The 21,490-nt window shown below is 48.8% G+C and carries 13 protein-coding genes; all 13 read left to right on the forward strand.

The window, feature by feature from the left end:
* Window positions 1–14: 14 nt before the first annotated feature.
* The 13 genes from D1627_RS04730 to sov all read left to right on the forward strand — a co-directional run bounded on the left by D1627_RS04730 (window position 15) and on the right by sov (window position 21,482).
* Complete coding sequence (locus D1627_RS04730) at window positions 15–1,508, forward strand: lipopolysaccharide biosynthesis protein (protein ID WP_119431015.1); 1,494 nt, start codon at window positions 15–17, stop codon at window positions 1,506–1,508.
* Between the two features lie 18 nt (window positions 1,509–1,526).
* Window positions 1,527–1,976, forward strand: coding sequence for a dUTP diphosphatase (gene dut, locus D1627_RS04735; RefSeq protein ID WP_119431016.1), 450 nt, complete (start codon window positions 1,527–1,529; stop codon window positions 1,974–1,976).
* Window positions 1,977–2,086: 110 nt separating this feature from the next.
* The gene (locus tag D1627_RS04740; RefSeq protein ID WP_119431017.1) at window positions 2,087–3,094 is read left to right on the forward strand and encodes a sugar phosphate nucleotidyltransferase; all 1,008 of its coding nucleotides are present in this window, start codon (window positions 2,087–2,089) and stop codon (window positions 3,092–3,094) included.
* A 5-nt stretch (window positions 3,095–3,099) separates the two neighbouring features.
* Window positions 3,100–4,854: a tetratricopeptide repeat protein gene (locus D1627_RS04745; protein WP_119431018.1), complete on the forward strand. Its 1,755-nt coding sequence runs from the start codon at window positions 3,100–3,102 to the stop codon at window positions 4,852–4,854.
* Entirely contained in the window at window positions 4,847–5,599 is a 753-nt protein-coding gene (locus D1627_RS04750; RefSeq protein ID WP_119431019.1) for a DUF4292 domain-containing protein, read from the forward strand. Before D1627_RS04745 ends, D1627_RS04750 begins: the two co-directional genes overlap by 8 nt.
* Window positions 5,600–5,675: 76 nt before the next feature.
* Window positions 5,676–6,911, forward strand: a complete 1,236-nt coding sequence (locus tag D1627_RS04755) for a murein hydrolase activator EnvC family protein (protein ID WP_119431020.1) — start codon at window positions 5,676–5,678, stop codon at window positions 6,909–6,911.
* 835 nt (window positions 6,912–7,746) lie between these two features.
* Entirely contained in the window at window positions 7,747–7,965 is a 219-nt protein-coding gene (locus D1627_RS04760; protein WP_119431021.1) for a Sec-independent protein translocase subunit TatA/TatB, read from the forward strand.
* A gap of 31 nt (window positions 7,966–7,996) precedes the next feature.
* The gene (locus tag D1627_RS04765) at window positions 7,997–8,215 is read left to right on the forward strand and encodes a Sec-independent protein translocase subunit TatA/TatB (protein WP_119431022.1); all 219 of its coding nucleotides are present in this window, start codon (window positions 7,997–7,999) and stop codon (window positions 8,213–8,215) included.
* On the forward strand, window positions 8,212–9,648 hold the full coding sequence (gatA, locus tag D1627_RS04770) for an Asp-tRNA(Asn)/Glu-tRNA(Gln) amidotransferase subunit GatA (protein ID WP_119431023.1): 1,437 nt from the start codon (window positions 8,212–8,214) through the stop codon (window positions 9,646–9,648). The genes D1627_RS04765 and gatA overlap by 4 nt, the downstream gene beginning before the upstream one ends.
* 8 nt (window positions 9,649–9,656) lie before the next feature.
* Window positions 9,657–11,156, forward strand: a complete 1,500-nt coding sequence (locus D1627_RS04775) for a lytic transglycosylase domain-containing protein (RefSeq protein ID WP_119431024.1) — start codon at window positions 9,657–9,659, stop codon at window positions 11,154–11,156.
* A 264-nt stretch (window positions 11,157–11,420) separates the two neighbouring features.
* Window positions 11,421–13,694, forward strand: a complete 2,274-nt coding sequence (locus D1627_RS04780; RefSeq protein WP_199688370.1) for an NADP-dependent malic enzyme — start codon at window positions 11,421–11,423, stop codon at window positions 13,692–13,694.
* The gene (gene ruvA / locus D1627_RS04785) at window positions 13,695–14,285 is read left to right on the forward strand and encodes a Holliday junction branch migration protein RuvA (protein ID WP_119431025.1); all 591 of its coding nucleotides are present in this window, start codon (window positions 13,695–13,697) and stop codon (window positions 14,283–14,285) included.
* 48 nt (window positions 14,286–14,333) lie between these two features.
* Window positions 14,334–21,482 carry a T9SS outer membrane translocon Sov/SprA gene (gene sov, locus D1627_RS04790; RefSeq protein ID WP_233555513.1) on the forward strand — a complete coding sequence of 2,383 codons (7,149 nt, stop codon included), beginning with the start codon at window positions 14,334–14,336 and terminating at the stop codon, window positions 21,480–21,482.
* Window positions 21,483–21,490: the final 8 nt, after the last annotated feature.

Raw genomic sequence — 21,490 nt, forward strand, 5'->3', positions numbered from 1 at the left:
CTGAGACAGAAAGCATGAGCATAGCCAAGAAATTGGTCGGGCAAACCGCTGCCTATGGCCTGAGCAGCATTGTAGGCCGAGCCCTCAATTACCTGCTTGTTCCACTTTACACCGCCGTATTCCTCCCCGAGGAGTACGGTGTTGTTTCATACCTATACGCCTTCGTAGCCTTTTTCAATATCCTGTATACCTACGGGATGGAAACGGCATTTTTTCGTTTTGCCAATAAAACAGGTGCAGATAAGCAAAAGCTGTACAATCAGGTGCTAAGCCTGATCATCAGCAGCAGCTTGCTTTTTACGCTCATACTTATACTTGCCTCTCAGCCCATAGCCTCATACATAGGCTACCCCGAGCAGCAAGAATATATTATCTGGCTGGCGCTTGTGCTAGCCATTGATGCCATTGTAGCCATACCTTTTGCCAGGCTGCGCCTGGAGGGCAAGCCAATTAAGTTTGCCAGCATCAAGCTTTCCAACATCCTGCTCACCGTGGGGGCTAACATGTTCTTCCTGGTGCTTTGCCGCGATATTTACCAAGGAGATTATTTACCTGCGCTACGCCCGCTGGTGCAACAGATTTACGACCCGGCCTTCGGCGTAGGCTATATCTTCCTGATCAACTTGGTGGCTAATGCCCTTCTCATACCTATGCTCTGGCGGGAGTTTAAAGATTTCCGTTTTAGCTTGAATAGGGAATTACTGCAGCCAATGTGGGTCTACGCGTACCCGCTACTGTTCATGGGGTTGGCAGGCATGGTAAACGAAGTGATAGACCGAATTTTGCTCGAACGCATACTTCCTGAAGGCTTTTATGAGGGCATGACGAACATGGGAGCCGTGGGCGTATATAGCGCCTGCTATAAACTCTCCATCTTTATGACGCTGGCTATACAGGCGTTTCGTTATGCCGCAGAGCCTTTCTTCTTCGCGCAATCCGGTGAGCAAAACTCCCCTACCACGTTTGCCCTGGTCATGAAATGGTTTGTAATTGCCTGCGCCTTTATCTTCCTTTTTATTTCCGCCAACCTCGAGGATTTTGCCCTACTGCTGCGTAGCGCCGAATACCGCGAAGGCATCTTAGTAGTACCCGTACTTTTACTGGCTAACCTGTTTCTGGGAGTATACTATAACCTATCGGTGTGGTTTAAGTTGACGGATAAGACAAAGTATGGCACCTACATCAGCTTTGGGGGTGCAGCCATCACCATACTTTTTAACCTGATGCTAATACCTGTTCTGGGCTATATGGGCTCTGCCATTGCCACCTTGGTTTGCTACTTTAGCATGGCACTTGCCAGTTACCTGCTTGGCAACAAACATTACCCTATTCCTTACCCTGTAAAAACGATTATGGGGTATGTGCTTTTGGCCACGGGCCTGGTGTGGCTGGCCTTTGCTTTTGAGGTTGAGGGCTTTTGGTTGCGCCACGTTTACCATTTGGCTCTCTGCGCTGCCTTTGCCATAGTTGTGTGGGTCCGAGAGCGGGCTGGTTTCGTTAAACTTTAATATGTATATTTAGCTATAATGAACAACAAGAACCTACCGGTTAACGTCATTAACCAGTCGAAACACGCTCTGCCAAGTTACCAAACCATACATTCTGCAGGCATGGACCTGCGGGCAAACCTGGAAGCGCCAATTACGTTGAAGCCACTGCAGCGAGCCCTTATCCCGACTGGTATCTTTATAGAGTTACCCGAAGGACACGAGGCACAGATTCGCCCTCGCAGCGGTCTGGCCTACAAGCACGGCATTTCCATTGTGAATAGCCCAGGCACGATTGACGCCGATTATCGCGGCGAAATAAAGGTGCTACTCATCAATCTTTCCGACCAGGATTTTGTGGTGGAAGACGGAGAGCGCGTAGCCCAGATGGTAGTGGCCAAGTATGAGCGCGTAGCCTGGCAGCAAGCAGAGGCTTTGTCAGACACCGAACGCGGCGCCGGAGGTTACGGAAGCACTGGCACCAAGTAACAAAGCTAGCCGTCTCTAACGTTGCAGCACAGCCAATTACGAACAATTAAAACATGCTGCGGCAAGTGTCGCGGCATCAACATAAAATTTAAAACATAAAAGAAATAGCTATGAGGATTATCGTACCGATGGCCGGAATGGGCAAGCGCATGCGCCCACATACTCTTACCGTACCGAAACCGCTTATTCCTATCGCTGGCAAGCCAATTGTACAGCGCCTGGTGGAGGATATTGCAAAAGTATGCCACGAGCCTATCGAAGAGGTAACATTTATCATCGGCCAGTTTGGCGAGCAAGTAGAGCAAGACCTTAAAGAGGTTGCCGAGAAAATTGGCGCTAAAGGAAACATTGTTTACCAGGACGAAGCACTGGGCACCGCTCACGCCATACTTTGCGCCAAAGACTCTTTAGAGGGTAAAGTTGTGGTGGCCTTCGCTGATACACTTTTTAAAGCCGACTTCCAACTGGACACCAACGCCGACGGAACCATTTGGGTGCAGCGCGTAGAAGACCCACGCCCGTACGGTGTGATCAAACTAAACGAAGAAAACGAGATCACGGACTTTGTTGAGAAGCCGGAGGAGTTCGTGTCTGATCTGGCTATTATCGGTATCTACTACTTCCGCGATGGCGCTTATCTGCGCGACGAGCTGCAGTATCTGCTCGATAATGACATCAAGGACAAAGGCGAGTACCAGCTGACTAACGCGCTTGAGAACATGAAGAACAAAGGCACCAAGTTTATACCTGCCGTTATCTCTGAGTGGCTCGATTGCGGAAATAAAAACGCAACTGTTTATACTAATCAGCGCTATTTGGAGTATATAAAAGATGAGGAAGGCCTTGTGGCCTCGTCGGCGAAGCTGGAAAACTCGGTGATCATCCCTCCTGTATATATTGGCGAAAACGTGCAGATTACAAACTCGGTGGTAGGCCCTCATGTTTCTATCGGAAACAACACAAGCGTAACGAACTCTGTGGTGAGCAACTCAATTATTCAGGAGAGCACTAGCCTTAAAAACGGCAATGTTGCAAACTCAATGCTCGGCAACTTTGTTTCGTATGAAGGGCGCCAGACTGATCTCAGCCTCGGCGACTACAATACGCTTACAGAGTAAACACCATGACTATAACGTACAGAAACATTATACTTGCCACCTGCTGCCTATCGTTTATATTTGCAGGAGAGGGCAAGGCACAGTCCGCTAAAAAGAAAGCCAAAGCCACACAAGAGGCACCGGCACAGAAAGCCGAGCCTAATGAGCGCGAAAGGCAGATTAGCGAGGCCTTGTTTCTGGATGGAATGAAATATTTTATGCTGGAGGACTATCAACAAGCCCTCCAGCTTTTTCAGAAAGCCTATACCATAACACCGGATAACGCTGCCCTTAATTATAAGATCGGCGAAACTTACCTGCACTTACAAGAGCCCTCCTCGGCCATGCCTTTTGCGCAGGCAGCAGTAAAGCTAAACCACAAAAACGCATACTACTACCTGTTGCTGGCACAGTTACACTCTGAGCAAAAACAATACGATGCCGCCGCGCAGGCTTTTAACGCACTCCTGAACAACGTCCCTAACTCTGACGAATATCTTTTTAACCTTGCCGATTTATACTTATCGCAGTCTAGGTTCGATGATGCGCTGCGCACTTACGACCGTATCGAGAAGGTTTTCGGGGATATGGAACAGTTGCATGTTAACCGGCAGCAAATTTACCTGCGCCAGAAAAACGTGGACAAGGCCATTGCCGAAGGCGAAAAGCTATTGAACTTAAACCCCAGCGAGATTACTTACTTTCTTTCGCAGGCTGAATTATATAATGCCACCAGCCGGCCCAATGAAGCAATCTTAACACTACAAAAGGCACTGCGACTAGAGCCCGGAAACCCATTTGCCCACCTGATGCTATCAGACCTCAACCGCCAAAAGGGAAACCTTGCGGAGTCTGAAAAGCAGGTAAAGCAAGCTTTTACCAGCCCAAGCCTGGATATTGACACCAAGGTGCGCATCCTGGTTGACTTTATCCGCCAGCTGCCTAACCCCCAGATTGAGAACGTGGCGCTGGACCTCGTAGACCTTACCATAGCCGCTCACCCCAATGAGGCTAAAGCTTATGCCGTAGCCGCCGACTTGCAAACAATTGTAGGAGAGAAAGAAAGTGCCCGCAATAATTACCTGAAAGCCGTAAAGCTGGATGATTCTCATTTTAAGATCTGGCAGCAGATTGTATTGCTGGATGCAGAGCTAGAGCAATCTGAGGCGATGGTAAAGCATGCCGAGCAAGCCTTGGAGCTTTTCCCGAACCAGGCCGTTTTCTGGTTTTATAGTGGCACCGGCCACTTAATTGAAAAGAACTTCGAAAAAGCGGTAAAGGCGCTGGAGTATGGCAAGCGCTTATCTGTAGGTGAGCCGGAGCTTGTGCAGCAGTTTAATTTGCAACTGGGCGATAGCTACAACTCCCTGAAAAAGTATCAAAAGTCTGACCAAGCTTATGAAGAAGTGCTGGCCCTGGACCCTAACAACGAGCATGTGCTCAACAACTACAGCTATTTTCTGTCGTTGCGAAACGAGAACCTGGAGAATGCCCGCCAAATGGCAGAGCGCCTTATTAAGCAACACCCCAATAATCCAACTTATCTGGATACTTACGCCTGGGTGCTTTACAAGATGGGCAACTATACCGAAGCACGCAAGTACCTGGAGCAAGCTGTAGCCATCTCCGACGACGCCACACTGGTTGAGCACTACGGCGATGTGTTGTTCAAGCTCGGCAAAAAGGAAGAAGCCGTAAGCCAGTGGCAAAAAGCAAAACTAAAAGGAGAAGCCTCCGCCTTTATCGACAAAAAGATCAAAGACAGAAAACTTTATGAGTAAGCATCTTTTGCTTTGCCTGTTCGGCTTGCTGGTATTGGCAGGCTGTAAGAAAGAAATTGCACCTACCACTGCCTCAACTGCCACCGAAACTATTGGCACGGTTAAGATAAACAACCTAGATTTCAACTACCTCAGCTCTAAAGGGCAGGTTACGGTTAACGACAAGAACGACAACCTTTCGTCGGGGGTAAGTATACGCATGCGCAAGGACAGCGTGATTTGGGTATCGGTGCAGCCGGGGCTAGGCATTGAGGCCGCCCGCATGATGCTGACGCAGGATTCTGTATACTTCATGAACCGCTTGAAGAAAGAGTACGCCGCCACTGATTATCGCTTCCTGCGCAATAAATTTCAGGTGGATGTCAGCTTTGATGTTGTTCAGGCCATACTTCTGGGCAATTATCAGTCCCAGGGCGCCGAAAAGGTTATTCACGCAGAAGGCGCGCAGCATGTGCAGCAGCAGCGCGAAAGCCTTATTTTCGACTATTTCATTAGTAACCTTAACAACAAGCTGCAACAGCTTAATGTGGAGGACAAGAACACCAGCAGCACAATTACGGTAAAGTATAACGGTTTCGAGCCAATTGGGGAGGTGCCATTTGCCTATAACCTGGCTGCGCAAATACTGCAAAAGGGCGAAGTATCTGATTTCACCCTGAAGCACAGCCGGGTTACTATTTCGGATGAGGCGCTATCATTCCCGTTCACTGTGCCAAGCGAGTATAAACACCTCACGATTAATTAAATCTCTGAGCCCGTTGGTTCTTGCGTTATAGTTTTGCCATATTTGTAAACTGAGAGTAGAAGAACCAAACGTTTTGATGAAGGCCCTTTACAGAATTGCCTTTTACCTAATACTTATATGCTTGCCGCTGGCTACGTTAGCCCAAAAAACGAAGTCTAAGGCACAGCTTGAGAAGGAGAAAAAGGAAAACCTCAACCGTATAAAAGAAGCAAACCGTATTCTGAAGCAAACCAAGCAGCAGAAAGAGGTTTCTATTGGCCAGCTCAACGCCATCAAAGAGAAAATAACCGTCCAGAAAGGGGTTATCCAGAATATTTCCCGCGAGATAGATAATATTGAGGCTGATGTAAAGCAGACAGCCGGCAAAACAAAATCGCTGGAAAAGGAGCTGCAACAGTTAAAAGAGGAGTATGCCCACATGGTGTATGCCGCTTCCAAAACAGCCAACAGTTATAACAAACTCATGTTTCTGTTTGCTTCAGACTCTTTTAACCAGTTTGTTATGCGGCTGCGCTACCTGCAGCAGTACTCTGAGGCACGCAAAAAACAGGTGGACCAAATAAATGAAATGCAGGGAAAGCTGAACCAACAGCTCAACGTGCTTGAATCTAAAAAGCAACAGCAAAAAAGCCTGTTAAACAAACAAGTAGCCGAAAGCCAAAACCTGCAATCGCTGAAGCAGCAGCAAGATAGTGTAATCACACGCCTAAGCCAACAGGAAAGCAGCTTGAAGAAAGAAGTGGCTGAGCGCCAGCAGGCCGTTAAGAAACTGGATAAGCTGATTGCCGATATAGTGCGCGAGGAGATCGCCAGAGCTGCCCGCGCTGCGCGTGAGGCAGGCAATAAGACTAGCGGCAGCCCAAACAAAGTAACGCTCACACCAGAGGCTGCCTTAATATCGTCCTCGTTTGCAGGAAACAAAGGCCGTTTGGCCTGGCCTGTAGAACGCGGTTTTATCTCTCAGAAATTTGGTCGCCATAACCACCCAGTTCTTGCTGGTGTGGTAGTAGAAAACCGTGGTGTGGATATACAAACCGCCCAAGGGTCTGCGGCAAGGGCTATTTTTGAGGGCAAGGTTTTAACAGTAGCCACTGTGCCAGGCATGAACAACATTGTTATGATTCAGCATGGGGAATACTTTACCGTTTACGCCAAGCTCAAGACTGTAAGTGTGCAGCCCGGCCAAACCGTAAAGCTGAAGGATACCATTGGTACAGTTTATACCGACAGCGACGGCACGACAGAGCTGCAGTTCCAAATCTGGAAAAACAGCTCTAACATGAATCCTGAAACCTGGATTATGAAAAAATAATTATTCATTGCTGGAGAGACAAAACAAGAAAGGCAAAAAAGGAAAAAGCCATAGCGTCGCTATGGCTTTTTTAGGCTTTACCTCCCCCAGGTAAAACTTAAAACAACTGTACTAAAGGCCGTTTGTGTTAAAACTGAAACAGCATAATGCTAAAATAAAAAAACACCCCACAATGTAGGGTGCCTTTCCAAGCTATGAAAACAAACTTAATATTTATATCTATAAGCGGCCGCGGTGGGCTGCGAAGATTTCATGATGCCAAATTACAACCTCATTTATAAAAATGCAACTTTAGAGTAAAAACTAATTAACTGCTGCATCTTTGTATAGCTATACTCCTATTTATTAATAAAGGTTTAGAAAACAATTAAAAATTTACTGTTTGCTTCTATAACACTTGTCAAATAGTTTGAGTTGCTTTTGCACTAGAAAATTAATGGCGGCTCCATTAACTTTGGCTTTACCAGACCTCGCTATACATTTTAAGGTTGTTGTACGTAATGCCTTTTGCAAGTCCTGTGCCAGATTCATAAATATACACAAACAATTGATACACAACAACTAATATAAATACAAGAATAGCAATTCATCCATTTTTTGGAACAAACCGCTTATAAACTTCCCAGATCAGGAACACCTGAAACAATATGCCCACTTGTAAATGCTTGCAGCTATACTTGCTTAAATCCGCAGGCAAAGCAATACCGTAGGTTTTCTGATAGGGCAACTATGCTTTGCATTTATACTTAAAAGCATTTTAAACTTATCCCAGTTGTTGTGGGTTTATTTAAAATATTAACCCTAATTTTGTAACACACTTTAAACATTTAAAGACATGGGTATCACTAACATTTTCTTATTTCTTGGAGGCTTAGGCGGTACAGAAGTAATCCTGATTCTTTTCGCGATTCTACTGTTATTCGGTGCGAAGCGTATTCCTGAGCTGGCTAAAGGTTTAGGTCGCGGCATCCGTGAGTTCAAAGATGCAACCAAAGAGATCAAGAACGATATCGAGAGCTCTGTAAAAGACGAAAACCATACTACTACTAAGTAGCATCCAGTTCATACTTTTGTAAGGTAGCACAATGTGCCTTAATACAGTTTTCCTGTTCCTGGGGGATCTGGGAGGGGGAGAAATGATGGTCATCATGGCCGCATTCCTGTTATTGTTTGGCGCCGACAGAATTCCGGGCATTGCACGCTCATTGGGCCGTGGCATCCGCGAGTTTAAGGACGCGACAAACGAAATCAAACATGAACTAGAGCAATCCATTAAAGACGATCCTAAGTCCAAAACAGATTGAGACAGTATAATTCGCTACGTGACATCCGCACGGACATAGCCAATGGCCAGGTCTCGTGTAGGCAGTTGGTGGAGCAGTACATCCACAACATCAAAGAAAAAGCCGAGCTTAATGCTTTCCTGGAGATTTTTGAAGAAGAGGCTTTAGCCCAAGCTAACGCCGTAGATCAAAAACTAGCCAATGGAACAGCGGGTAAGCTGGCAGGTATGGTTATAGGCATTAAGGATGTGCTGGCTTACAAAGGCCACAGTCTGCAAGCCTCCAGCCAAATCCTGGATGGCTACAAATCGCTTTACACTGCTTCTGCGGTGCAGCGCCTGCTCCAGGAAGATGCTATTATTGTTGGCCGCCAAAACTGCGATGAATTTGCCATGGGCGCCTCTAACGAGAACTCAGCTTTCGGCAATGTGCTTAATGCAGATGATCATAGTCGTGTTCCAGGAGGTTCTTCGGGCGGCTCGGCGGTAGCCGTGCAGGCAGACCTTTGCCTAGCTTCTATCGGCTCCGACACGGGTGGCTCGGTAAGGCAGCCGGCATCGTTTTGTGGTGTGGTTGGCTTTAAGCCTACGTACTCCCGCATTTCGCGCTATGGCCTTATTGCCTATGCTTCCTCTTTCGACCAGATTGGCCTGATCACAAAAAGTGTAGAAGATGCTGCCTTGTTACTGGAAGTGATGGCTGGAGCCGATGGCATGGACAGCACAGCCAGCCAACGCGAAGTACCAGCTTATAGCGAGTTACTGCAAACAAATAAGAAGTATAAAATCGGCTATATCCGCGACTGCTTCGAGAGCGAAGGCTTAGAGACAGAAGTAAAAGACGCCATACTTGGCGTGAAGGATATGCTGCGCGATGCCGGACACGAAGTAGAGGCCGTAGAGTTCCCATACTTGGATTACATTGTGCCGACGTATTACATCCTAACCACTGCCGAGGCAAGCTCTAACCTGGGCCGCTTTGACGGTGTAAAGTATGGCTTCCGCTCAGACAGTGTTACTGACCTTACATCGTTGTACAAAAAGACACGAGCCGAGGGCTTTGGCAAGGAAGTACAGCGCCGCATTATGCTGGGTACGTTTGTACTTAGCGCCGACTATTATGATGCCTATTACACTAAGGCACAGAAAGTAAGGCGTCTTATAAAAGAGAAGACCGACGAGTTGCTTGAGGCATATGATTTCCTTATATTGCCTACTGCTCCTACTACAGCATTTAAGATAGGAGAGAACACAACTAACCCGTTGGCCATGTACTTGGCCGATATTTTCACGGTGCAGGCATCACTTGCAGGCGTGCCAGCCATCTCTATTCCGGTTGGTCGCGATGCCAACGGTCTGTCCATCGGGTTACAGTTAATGACCCGCTCATTTGAGGAAACAGCCCTGTTGGCTTTCTCAAATGACATCCTGGACAAGATAACCGTTGAAGCATAAACCTTGACATGACTTACAGTAAATTCTTTACATTGCTCGCGGCTATGGCTGGCAGCATCTGGGCTACAGGCGCCAGTGCTCTCGGCCATAGCCGTTTGCTTGATGCCTCAGTTTCTGACTCCCTAAAGCCTCAGGCCGTAGTTGACACGATTGCCATACTTTCTCCTGAAGAGCTGGCACTACTAGTAGAGGTAATTCCCAACGAGCCAAACGATGTGATCGCCGACAGGCTCAGCTGCATTCAGTCGGAGATTCCGCTCGTGTTTAACGACTATGTAAGGAACTTCATAGATTACTTTACCATCCGCAACCGCAAGTATACACGCACCATGCTGGCGCGCGAAAATGTATACTTCCCGCTTTTTGAGAAATACCTCAAAAAGTATAACATGCCCCAGGAGTTAAAATACCTATCCATTGTAGAGTCTGGCCTGAACCCATTGGCCCAAAGCCCGGTTGGGGCAGCAGGTTTGTGGCAGTTCATGAAGCCAACAGGGCGTGAGTATGGGTTACACCAAACCGCATACATGGATGAGCGCCTAGACCCTGAGAAATCCACGGATGCGGCTATGCGTTTTTTGCGCCGGCTCTATGCCTATTATGGCGATTGGGAGCTTGCTTTGGCAGCCTATAATTGCGGCCAGGGTAATGTGAACAAGGCAATTCGTAAGGCAGGCGGCGGAAAGAAAACTTTCTGGGAGATTTTTCCATACTTGCCGCGCGAAACGAGAGGATATGTACCAAGCATGACTGCTGTGCAGTACGCCATGAACTATGCCGGTGAGCATAATATTTTCTCAGACTCCATACTTTACCAACCAGAAGTTGAATACCTGGAGGTAATGCAGGCGCTGGACTTAGAAAAGCTGGCCAGCGAAATGCACATCGCCACTGATGAGTTGATGGCGCTAAACCCAGAGCTCAAGAAAACGGTAATACCAGAGCAGATGCGCAACTATAAACTGCGTATCCCGGCCAGCAAAGCAGCCCTATTGGCTAATGCCGCCGATAAAAGTTGCATTTTGTTGGCCGCAGCCCCTACCCCGCCGCGCATCAAGGAGCCTGAGCACGATAAAACGCCAGTTATGCTGGCATCAGCCAAAACGGAAAAGGACGAGCCCGCAGACAAAACAACTGCAACGCTTACAAAAATTACCTATACTGTACAGCCTGGCGATAACCTAACACAGATCGCAAAGAAGCATAACGTAACTATAGAGCAGCTAAAGGAGTGGAATAACCTGAATGGCAGCAGCATTAAGCCTAAACAGGAGCTGCAACTCATGCAACAGGCAGAAACTACAGTTTTAGCCATCAATACTGTAAAGCCTAAGGCTGAGGCTAGATCGGTAGTAGAGAAGCGCGAGATGATTTACCATGTACAGCCGGGCGATACACTCTGGAATATTTCTAAGAAGTACAACGGCATCAGCGTAGAGCAGATCAAGAAGCTCAACAAACTGAAAACTAACGACATCAAGCCTGGCCAAAAGCTTATTCTAAGCTAAAAAAGCCATACCTTAGCGTTTAAGAAGCACCTTCTGCACCAGAAGGTGCTTTTCGTTTATAGTATTATTTGTCAGGCTTGTAGTGTTAAAAAAAGTATAAATTCCATCATCTTAATTATCGCACCCATTATCTTTGAAGGCTCAACTTTGGATTAACCGTAAATTCTTGCAAAATTGGTCTTTAACCAGATTTACTTGGGGAAAAGTTAAGGACGTGTTGACCAAGCTGAGTTGGCTACAATAAGAATAACAACACAAACACAAATGATTAAAGTTAACAAAGAGGACGCCCTGAACTACCACATGGAGGGTAAACCTGGTAAAATTGAGGTTGTGCCCACCAAAATGGTGAGCACCCAGCATGATTTAGCGCTGGCCTACTCTCCGGGTGTGGCCGAGCCTTGTAAAGAAATCCACGCAGATAAAGATAATGTATATAAGTATACTGCCAAGGGCAACCTGGTAGGTGTCATCTCAAACGGTACAGCCGTGCTGGGCCTGGGCAATATTGGCCCCGATGCCTCGAAGCCAGTTATGGAGGGCAAAGGCGTACTTTTCAAGAAATTCGCTGGCATCGACGTGTTCGATATCGAGATAGACTGCACCGACCCGGAGGAGTTTATCCGCATCGTAAAATCTTTGGAGCCAACGTTTGGCGGCATCAACCTGGAAGATATCAAAGCGCCGGAAAGCTTCAAGATTGAGAATGCGCTGAAAACGCAGATGAACATTCCGCTGATGCACGACGATCAGCATGGTACGGCCATTATTTCCTCTGCCGCACTGCTGAACGCGCTGGAGTTGGTAGACAAGAAGATCGAGGACGTGAAGATGGTGGTAAACGGCGCCGGTGCCGCTGCCATTGCTTGTGCCAAGCTTTATGTGTCCTTGGGTGTGCAGCTGGACAACATTGTGATGTTCGACAAAGATGGAATCATCCGTCCGGAGCGCGATGACCTGGACATCTACAGAGCACAGTTCGTTACTACGCGCGACATCCATACCTTGGAGGAAGCCATGCGCGGGGCCGATATTTTTGTGGGTCTTTCAGCAGGAAACGTACTCCCGGCAGAGTATGTGAAGCTGATGGCGCCAGACCCGATTATCTTCGCGCTAGCTAACCCGGACCCGGAAATTCCTTATGATGTGGCGATGGCTACGCGCGAGGACCTGATTATGGCAACCGGCCGCTCCGACCATCCGAACCAAGTAAACAACGTGCTGGGTTTCCCATACATTTTCAGGGGTGCCCTGGATGTGCGCGCTACCGAGATTAACGAAGCAATGAAACTTGCAGCCGTGCATGCGCTAGCAGCCCTTGCCAAAGAGCCTGTGCCAGAACTAGTGCACAAAGCCTACGGCGACAACACAATCAACTTTGGCCGTACTTACCTGATCCCGAAGCCACTGGATGCACGACTGATTACGTCTATCTCGCCGGCTGTGGCCAAAGCTGCTATGGAAAGTGGCGTGGCCCGTAAACCTATTACTAACTGGGAGGCTTACGAGCAGGAACTGAAGGAGCGTATCGGCATCGATCAGAAGTTGATGTCGCGCATTACAACCCAGGCCAAGAAAAACCCGAAAACAGTTGTGTTTGCAGAAGCAGACCACTATAAGATACTGAAAGCGGCGCAGATTGTAAAAGAGCAGCGCATTGCTGACCCTATACTTTTAGGAAACGAGGAGCGCATACAGGCCATCATCTCAGAGAACAACATGGACCTGCAGGGCGTTACCATCATCGATCCGTTTAAGGAGGATGCCAAACGTGAGGAGTATGCGCTAACGCTATTTGAGAAACGCCAGCGCAAAGGCCTTACCCTGTTTGATGCCCGCCGATTGATGCGCGACCGCAACTACTTCGGAAGTATGATGCTACATACCGGTGAAGCTGATGCACTTATTTCCGGCCTAACCCGCGACTACTCGAAGACCATTGTTCCTGCCTTGCAGGTTATCGGGGTGGAAGAGGGTATAAACAAGGTAGCAGGTATGTATATTATACTTGGCCAGAAAGAACCATATTTCTTTGCCGATACAACGGTAAACGTGAACCCAAGTGCCGATGAATTAGTTGACATTATCGGTTTAACGGCACGCACCGTGCGCTTCTTCGATACAGAACCACGCGTTGCCATGCTTTCGTACTCTAACTTCGGCTCTGTGGGCGGCGATATACCAAACAAAGCTGCCGAGGTGGTTAAAAAAGCGAAACAGCGTTACCCGGAACTCCTTCTTGACGGTGAGATGCAGGCGAACACTGCCCTGAACCGCACACTGTTAAAAGAGCAGTATCCGTTTAGCGAATTGGCAGAAAAAGGAGCTAACACCCTGATATTCCCGACACTGGCCTCAGGCAACATTGCCTACAAGGTGCTTCAGGAGATTGGCGGCGTGGAGGTTATCGGTCCTGTATTGATGGGCATGCGCAAACCCGTACACATTCTTCAGCTTGGATCATCTATCCGCGATATCGTGAACATGGTATCCATTGCTGTCGTAGACGCTCAAAACTATAACAATCAGCATATATAGATGATAGCCTATATTGATGGTAAACTAACCCATAAAGATCCTACCTACGTCATTATCGAAGCTAATGGCGTAGGTTACCAGATCAGGATTTCGCTAAGCACGTACTCCGCTTTGCCCGCCGGTGAGCGGTGCAAGCTGAATACGTACCTGCATATCAAAGAAGATGCCCATACCTTGTATGGCTTCATGACGGTTGCTGAAAAGGAGGCATTCCTGCATTTGATTTCGATTTCAGGCGTGGGCCCCAACACGGGGCTCATGATCCTGTCTTCGCTGTCAGTAGATGAGGTACAGCAGGCAATTATCCGTGAGGATGTGCGGACCATACAACAAGTGAAAGGCATCGGAGCCAAAACGGCACAACGCATCATTCTGGAGCTCAAGGATAAAATAAAAAAAGAGGTGATGGTTTCGGATATTTCTGTGCCTTCGGCTTCATACAATACAAATCGGGCGGAAGCGTTATCAGCATTGGTTACCTTGGGCTTTGCCAAGAACGTTGCCGAAAAAACGCTCGACTCGATCATCAAACGCGAGGGTGGAAGCTTAAGTGTTGAGGAGTTGATAAAGTTTGCGTTGAAGTCTTCATAACAGATATACCCTATTTTGATCTGGAAAAGTAAAAAGCCCAACCTAGTCTTGGCACTGGTTGCTTCTATTTCTATGCTGGCCTGGTGGTCGCAGGCTGAGGAACTGCGCGCATCGCGGCGGTTTAGGTTTACTGTTCTTCAAAATCTCCTATCACTTCAAGACACGGTCCGCCGGGATACAGCCAAGTATATCCCGAGCCGCCGGCCAACGTTTACACCCTCTGACCGCTACGGCAGCCCATTCGGCGCGCGCTCCAGCACATCTCCCCTGCTTTTAGGGCAACCCAATAACCTCCAGCTAAACGTTGAGTTGGACGATAGCCTACAGCAGTACAACATTACAGAAACCCTCGGCGACAGTGTGATGTACCGTCCGCCTTCCTCTATGTCGGTGAGGGAGTACTCGGAGTGGCAGCAGCGTGAGGCCATCCGCAATTACTGGCGTGCCAAGTCTGCCGGCCTAGATGGCGAGAGCGTGGTTAGCAGCAGCCGCCTGATCCCGAAGATTTACATCAGCCCGGTTTTCGACCGTATTTTCGGGGGCAACTATGTCGATATACAGCCAAACGGAAACGTATCGCTAAAATTTGGCGCCCGCTTTAACCGCAACGAGAACCCAACCATCCCGCTAAGCCAGCAGCGCACCGGCGACTTCGATTTTGAGCAGAACATCTCCCTGAACCTGGTGGGTAAAATCGGGGAGAAAATGCGCCTCAACTTTAACTGGGACAACAACGCCAACTTCGACTTCGAGAACAACATGAAGCTGGATTACACCGGCTACGAAGAAGAGATCATCCGCAAGATTGAAGCCGGTAACGTTAGCCTGCCGTTAAATAACTCTCTGATTACGGGCGCACAAAACCTGTTTGGCGTGAAGGCGCAATTACAGTTTGGCCGCCTGGGCGTAACCACCATTGCCTCCAGTGTGCGCGGTACTAACGACGAGGTTATAATCCAGAACGGAGGCCAGAACAAGCCATTCGAGATTCGGGTGGATAACTACGACCGTGACCGCCATTTCTACCTGTCCCAGTTTTTCAGAGGCCGCTATGACCAAGCGCTCCGTAACTTGCCGCTTGTAAACTCAGGCATTGTTATTCGCCGCATCGAACTTTACGTTACCAATAACAACCGCGCCACCGAGAACCTACGCAACATTGTAGCATACATGGACCTTGGCGAGGCAGACCCTTACCGCGAGCGTTTTGACACTAACCGGCCCGCCTCTGCCCCTGCCGACAACCAGGCAAACTCGCTCTATAGCCTTATCTCCCCGCAAAATGGTGATGCGCGTAACAACGCCGCTGTAGATACATACCTGCAGTCCCAAGGGCTTGAGAAGGGCGTTGATTTTGAGCACGTGCGCGCTAGAAAGCTGGCACCAAATGAGTACAAATTTAACCCGCAGTTGGGTTATATCTCCCTTAACTCCGCTCTGTTACCAAACCAGGTGCTGGGTATAGCCTTTGAGTATACTTACAACGGTAAAACCTACCAGGTAGGAGAGCTTATTGATGATTACCAGAACCTTGATTCGGAGAAGGTGATCCACATGAAGCTATTGCGCGGCACCAGCCCATTGCTCAATTACCCTACTTGGGATTTGATGATGAAAAACGTGTATGCGCTGGATGCCACACAGGTAAACCGAGAGGACTTTAAATTGCAGATCGTTTATAAGGATGATGAGACCGGCGTTGACCTGACAAGCATAAAAGAGGAAAGCCCCATCCAAAACATACCTTTGGTGGAAGTGTTCAACCTCGATAACGTAAACTCTAATAACGATAAGCCAAGTGATGGCAACTTCGACTTTTTGCCCGGCATTACCATCGATACCGAATCTGGCCGCATTTTCTTTCCGCAGGTAGAGCCATTTGGCAGTTACCTAGCTGGCAGGTTGCAGTCTTATCCTAACCTGATAGACCAATATGTGTTTCAGGAACTCTATGAACAGACCCAGACCGATGCGCAGCAGAACAGCGTAAAGGCCAAGTTTTACCTGAAAGGCAGGCTACAGTCTACCTCATCGGATGAGATCATGCTTCCGGGTTTCCAGATTGCGGAAGGCTCGGTGGCGGTTTACTCTGGCGGTACACGCTTGGCAGAGGGCACAGATTACCAGGTATTCTACGATCTAGGGCGCATCAAAATCCTAAACCCAAGTTACCTGAACTCGGCTAACGACCTGCGTGTAACTTACGAGAAAGCTGAACTGCTGAACATCCAGCCCCGTACCATGCTGGGCGCACGCTTCGATTATCGCCTGAACGATGACGTGAATATTGGCGCTACGGTGCTGCACCTGAACGAGCAATCATACATTAACCGTGTAAGTATCGGCGACGAGCCAACCAACAACACCATTTACGGTTTGGACCTGAACCTGCAAAAGGAATCCCGGATGCTGACGCGCTTTGTAGATGCTATTCCGCTTATCCAGACCAAGGCACCATCCTTGGTTACCTTTAGCAGTGAGTTTGCGCAGCTTGTGCCCTCCAAGTCTAAATCCAGTGCCAACGAGGATGGCGCATCATACTTGGATGACTTTGAAGGAGCGGAAACACCATACAACTTGGGAGGTTTTAACAACAGCACATGGCGGCTGGCGGCAACCCCGGCCCCGCTGGTGCCCGGCCAGGGCTTAGCTTACTCTTATAACCGAGCCAAGCTTGCCTGGTATACCATTGATCAGGTTTTCTACCGCAACACCGGCAACCTGCGCCCCGATAATATCACCGCCGACGAGATAAAGAACAACTATGTGCGCGGCATATACCGCCCTGAAATCTTCAAGGGCCGTGATAAAGAAGTATCTAATACCTATGAGTACACGTTTGACATGGCTTACTACCCCCGTGAGCGTGGGCAGTATAACTATAACCCTAACCTAACACCGCAAGGTTTGCTTGCCGGCGATCCACGCCAGAACTGGGGCGGCATCAGCCGCGAGATTTCGTTTGATACCGACTTCGACAATGCTAACATTGAGTATATGGAGTTCTGGCTCATGGACCCGTTCATTGCCGGAGAGAACGGCCGTGATGGTGCCTTTGGCAGTGGTGTAAACCCGAAGGACCCAGGCCAACTGGTACTTAACCTCGGTAACGTATCCGAAGACATCCTGAAAGACAACCAGTACGCTTTTGAGAACGGCCTGCCAACATCCGCCACCGATGCGCAGAACATACTTGAAACTATATGGGGCCGCGTCACGCAACAGCAATTCCTCACAAATGCCTTTACAGGTATACCGGGCGGCCGCCAGTTCCAGGATATTGGTTTGGACGGCCTGAACGATGCCGCAGAAGCAGATTTTTTCCGTAGCTCTTTCCTGAACCAAATACCGGGATCGCCGCCGCAAATCGTGCTGGATGACCCTTCGGCTGACAACTTCCTGCATCACCTGGACCCTGTTTACGACCAACAAAACGCAGGCGTGCTGCAGCGCTATAAGAACTTTAACGGCATGGAGAATAACTCTCCTGAGAATAGCCGCTTCGCTAACTATGCTTTCCCTGACAAAGAAGACCTGAACGGGGACAACGTCATCAACGACCTGGAGCAGTACTACGAGTATAAAATCAACCTGAACCCAGACCTAATGACTGTTGGCCAAAACTACATCGTAGATAAGGTAGAGGGAGATGCGGGTTCTACATGGTACCAGTTCCGGGTGCCTATCCGTCAGCCAACGGGTACTGTGGGCAACATCAACGGGTATAAATCTATCCGGTTTATGCGCTTATACATGACAGGCTTCTCGGACCCAGTGGTGCTGCGTATGGCGCAGTTTCAGTTTGTGGCTAACCAATGGCGTAAATTTGATCAACCGATCACTGAGGGTACGCCATGCTTAACCTGTACCGATGATGTGCGCAGCTTTACAGTATCCACTGTAAACATCGAGGAAAACGGCGTAGAGAACCAGGATGCAGAAACTAATATTCCTTATGTACTTCCTCCGGGCATCGATCGCCTCCGCGATTATTCATCTACCAACAACCGCCGCCAAAACGAGCAATCGCTGCAGCTGTGTGTGGAGGATCTGAAGGACTCTTTCTCGAAAGGCGTCTTCAAAAATATCTCGCTGGACCTGCTTGCTTACAAGCAGCTTAAAATGTACATCCACGCGCAATCTGATGAACCAGGCATACAAGATGGCGACATGCAAGCCTTTATCCGTATCGGTACCGACTTTACGCAGAACTACTACGAGTATGTAGTGCCGCTTAAGTTTACACCATCGGGCTCTAGCAGCGCCACCCAAATCTGGCCTACCGAGAACGAAGTTAACGTAAACCTACAAGACCTGGTAGATGCCAAGGTAGCCCGCAATGCCACTGCACCTGGTAACATTTTCATCCCTTTTACAGTGAACACTCCTGATGGTAAAATTATACGGGTAGTGGGTAACCCTGACTTTAGCGAGGTAGAGGGCATTATGATCGGTATCCGGAACCCGTCGGAGCAAAACTCTGATGCCCGTGCGCACTCTGCCTGTATTTGGGTGGATGAGCTGCGCGTAACTGATTTCGTGAATAAAACCGGCTGGGCATCTACTGCGCGCCTGAACGCGAAACTTGCCGACTTTGCTAACGTTACCGCCACTGGCGCCTTTACCACCGTTGGCTTTGGCGGCTTGCAGCAACAGCTCTCGCTGCGTGCCCGCGAGGATGTCGCGCAGTTCGATGTATCCGCTAACGTAGTGCTGGATAAATTTCTGCCAGAGCAGTGGGGCGTAAAAGTACCGATGACCGTGCAGTATGGCGTAACAAGTGCCGAGCCGCAGTATGACCCGCTTGACAAGGATGTGCCGCTGGAGCAGTCGCTAACCAAGTTTGATAACAATGAGGCCCGAGACGCTTACAAGAAAGAGGTAATAACCCAGGAGACGCGCAGAAGTATAAGCTTGCTGAACATCCGCAAGGAGCGCACAAACCCGGAGGCGAAAGCGCACATCTATGATATTGAGAACTTCGCCATCTCCTATTCTTATGCCGAGCGCCTGTTCTCCGACATAGAAACCGATCGCGACTTCACCAAAACATACACGGGTGGCCTGGCTTATACATACAGCAACACCCCAAAAAGCTATCAGCCATTTGCCAACAGCGAGAAAATGAAGTCGCCATACTTGCGCCTGATCAAGGACTTTAACTTCTCGTTGATGCCAAGCCGCTTCTCGTTCCGTGCTGACCTAAGCCGTTTCTACAACGAAACATACTTGCAGCGCCCTGACCCGGAAACACGCTTTGTAACCACACGCGGCATTGAGCCAACGTTCCAAAAGAACTTCTACTTCAACCGCATCTACGATATGCGCTGGGACCTGACCAAGAGCCTGTCGCTGGATTATACTGCCACTAATCGCTCTGTTATTGATGAGCCGGATGGCCGTATTAACAACGAAGTAGACTCATTGGCTTACAAGAACAAGCAGATTTGGGAGAACCTGCGTGAAGGCGGTAGAAATACCAATTTCAATCAGCTAATTGCCCTTAACTATAAGCTGCCGCTAGACAAGTTCCCACTGACGGACTGGATTAGTGCTGATACCCGTTACGCTACAAACTATATCTGGACGGCAGGCTCCACGGCCCTCAACCAGGACACGACCTTTAGATTAGGTAACACCGCCGAGAACAACACCGAGTTTAGCCTGAACGGGCGCGTGGATATGGTGAAGCTCTATAACAAGGTTAAGTTCCTGAAAGAGGTAAACTCGCCTGCCCCGGCCAGGCCAGCTCCGGCAGCGGCAAATGACACCACTGCCGGCAAGAAGCCAGAACTTAAATTTGTGAAGTCGCTGGCACGGGTGCTGATGATGACCCGCTCGCTGAATATGACCTACCAGCAAAGCCGCGGGACGTTGCTACCAGGTTATTTGCCTAGCACATCGTTCTTTGGTTTTGATGATGCATTTGAGGCACCAGGCCTGCCATTTATACTTGGCAAACAGTACGAACTGAGCGAACTGTATAGCCGCGCCAATGCCAGCGGCTGGTACACAGACAGCAGCCAGTACCTGAATACACCGTTTAGCGCCATCTATACCGAAACATTTACCGGCCGCGCCAACCTGGAGCCGTTCCGAAACTTTATCGTAACGCTGGACGTGCGCCAAAACAAGTCTGAAATAGAGGAAGTATTTTACCGCAAGGAGTTTGATGATTTTGGCAACGTCAGCGAGAACGACTTACGCCAGAATCCATTCACCTCAGGCGCTTTCAGTACATCGTTTATGGCACTCGGAACCTTGTTTGAGTCTACCGACGAAGGCGTATCGGCAGCATTTGAAGACTTTATCCGCAACCGCTACATTATCCGGCAGAAGCTAACTGATGCCAATGCCGCCGCCGGCGACTCAGGTTATACTTTAAACTCGCAGGAAGTATTGCTGAAGTCTTTCCTCTATGCTTACCAAGGCAGAGATGCAAACGGTTACGAGGCCAAAGCGGAAAGCCCATTCAGCCGCCTGCCAATACCAAACTGGAGTATAACCTATAATGGCCTGGAGCGCCTGCCGATATTCCAGACCTGGTTTAGCCAGATCAGCATTTCGCACGCTTACAGCTCCAGCTACAACATTACAAGCTATACTACCTCGCTGGCATACAGCCAAAAGCCTGCAGGCTTCCCGACGCAGCTGAATGAGTTTGGGCAGATTGAGCCATACTATATTGTGAACCAGCTAACCGTAATGGAACGCCTCGCACCGCTGTTGGGCATTAACTTCCGGACGAAAACCAACCTTACCGGCCGCCTGGAGTATAAAATGGAGCGTAACCTGTCGCTGAACCTGACGAATGCCCAGATTACCGAAACGAACGTGAAAGACTACGTGGTAGGCTTTGGCTACAGTACCAGCAACTTCAGGATACCATTTAAATTTGGCGGACAGCGCATCACGCTGGACAATGAGCTGACCATGCGCCTTGATTTGCAGGTGCGAAACAACCAGACGGTGCAACGCGCCATCTCAGACGACACCAACGGCGATGAACGTAGCCAGAACCAGATCACGAATGGCACGCGCCAGCTACAGTTGCGTCCAACCATAGACTATGTGCTGAGCCAACGGCTGAACCTGCAGTTCTATGTTTTACGTACTGTTTCTGATCCTAAAATATCCACTTCGTTCCGAAATAGCGTAACCGAAGGAGGCGTGCAATTGCGAGTTAGCCTGCAATAATTTTTAGC

The organism is Pontibacter oryzae (genome assembly GCF_003576375.1).
Lineage (GTDB): Bacteria > Bacteroidota > Bacteroidia > Cytophagales > Hymenobacteraceae > Pontibacter > Pontibacter oryzae.

Coding starts and splice junctions, on each gene's coding strand:
- D1627_RS04730 (WP_119431015.1), top strand. CDS start 15: ATGAGCATAGCCAAGAAATTGGTCGGGCAAACCGCTGCCTATGGCCTG.
- dut (WP_119431016.1), top strand. CDS start 1,527: ATGAACAACAAGAACCTACCGGTTAACGTCATTAACCAGTCGAAACAC.
- D1627_RS04740 (WP_119431017.1), top strand. CDS start 2,087: ATGAGGATTATCGTACCGATGGCCGGAATGGGCAAGCGCATGCGCCCA.
- D1627_RS04745 (WP_119431018.1), top strand. CDS start 3,100: ATGACTATAACGTACAGAAACATTATACTTGCCACCTGCTGCCTATCG.
- D1627_RS04750 (WP_119431019.1), top strand. CDS start 4,847: ATGAGTAAGCATCTTTTGCTTTGCCTGTTCGGCTTGCTGGTATTGGCA.
- D1627_RS04755 (WP_119431020.1), top strand. CDS start 5,676: ATGAAGGCCCTTTACAGAATTGCCTTTTACCTAATACTTATATGCTTG.
- D1627_RS04760 (WP_119431021.1), top strand. CDS start 7,747: ATGGGTATCACTAACATTTTCTTATTTCTTGGAGGCTTAGGCGGTACA.
- D1627_RS04765 (WP_119431022.1), top strand. CDS start 7,997: ATGTGCCTTAATACAGTTTTCCTGTTCCTGGGGGATCTGGGAGGGGGA.
- D1627_RS04775 (WP_119431024.1), top strand. CDS start 9,657: ATGACTTACAGTAAATTCTTTACATTGCTCGCGGCTATGGCTGGCAGC.
- D1627_RS04780 (WP_199688370.1), top strand. CDS start 11,421: ATGATTAAAGTTAACAAAGAGGACGCCCTGAACTACCACATGGAGGGT.
- ruvA (WP_119431025.1), top strand. CDS start 13,695: ATGATAGCCTATATTGATGGTAAACTAACCCATAAAGATCCTACCTAC.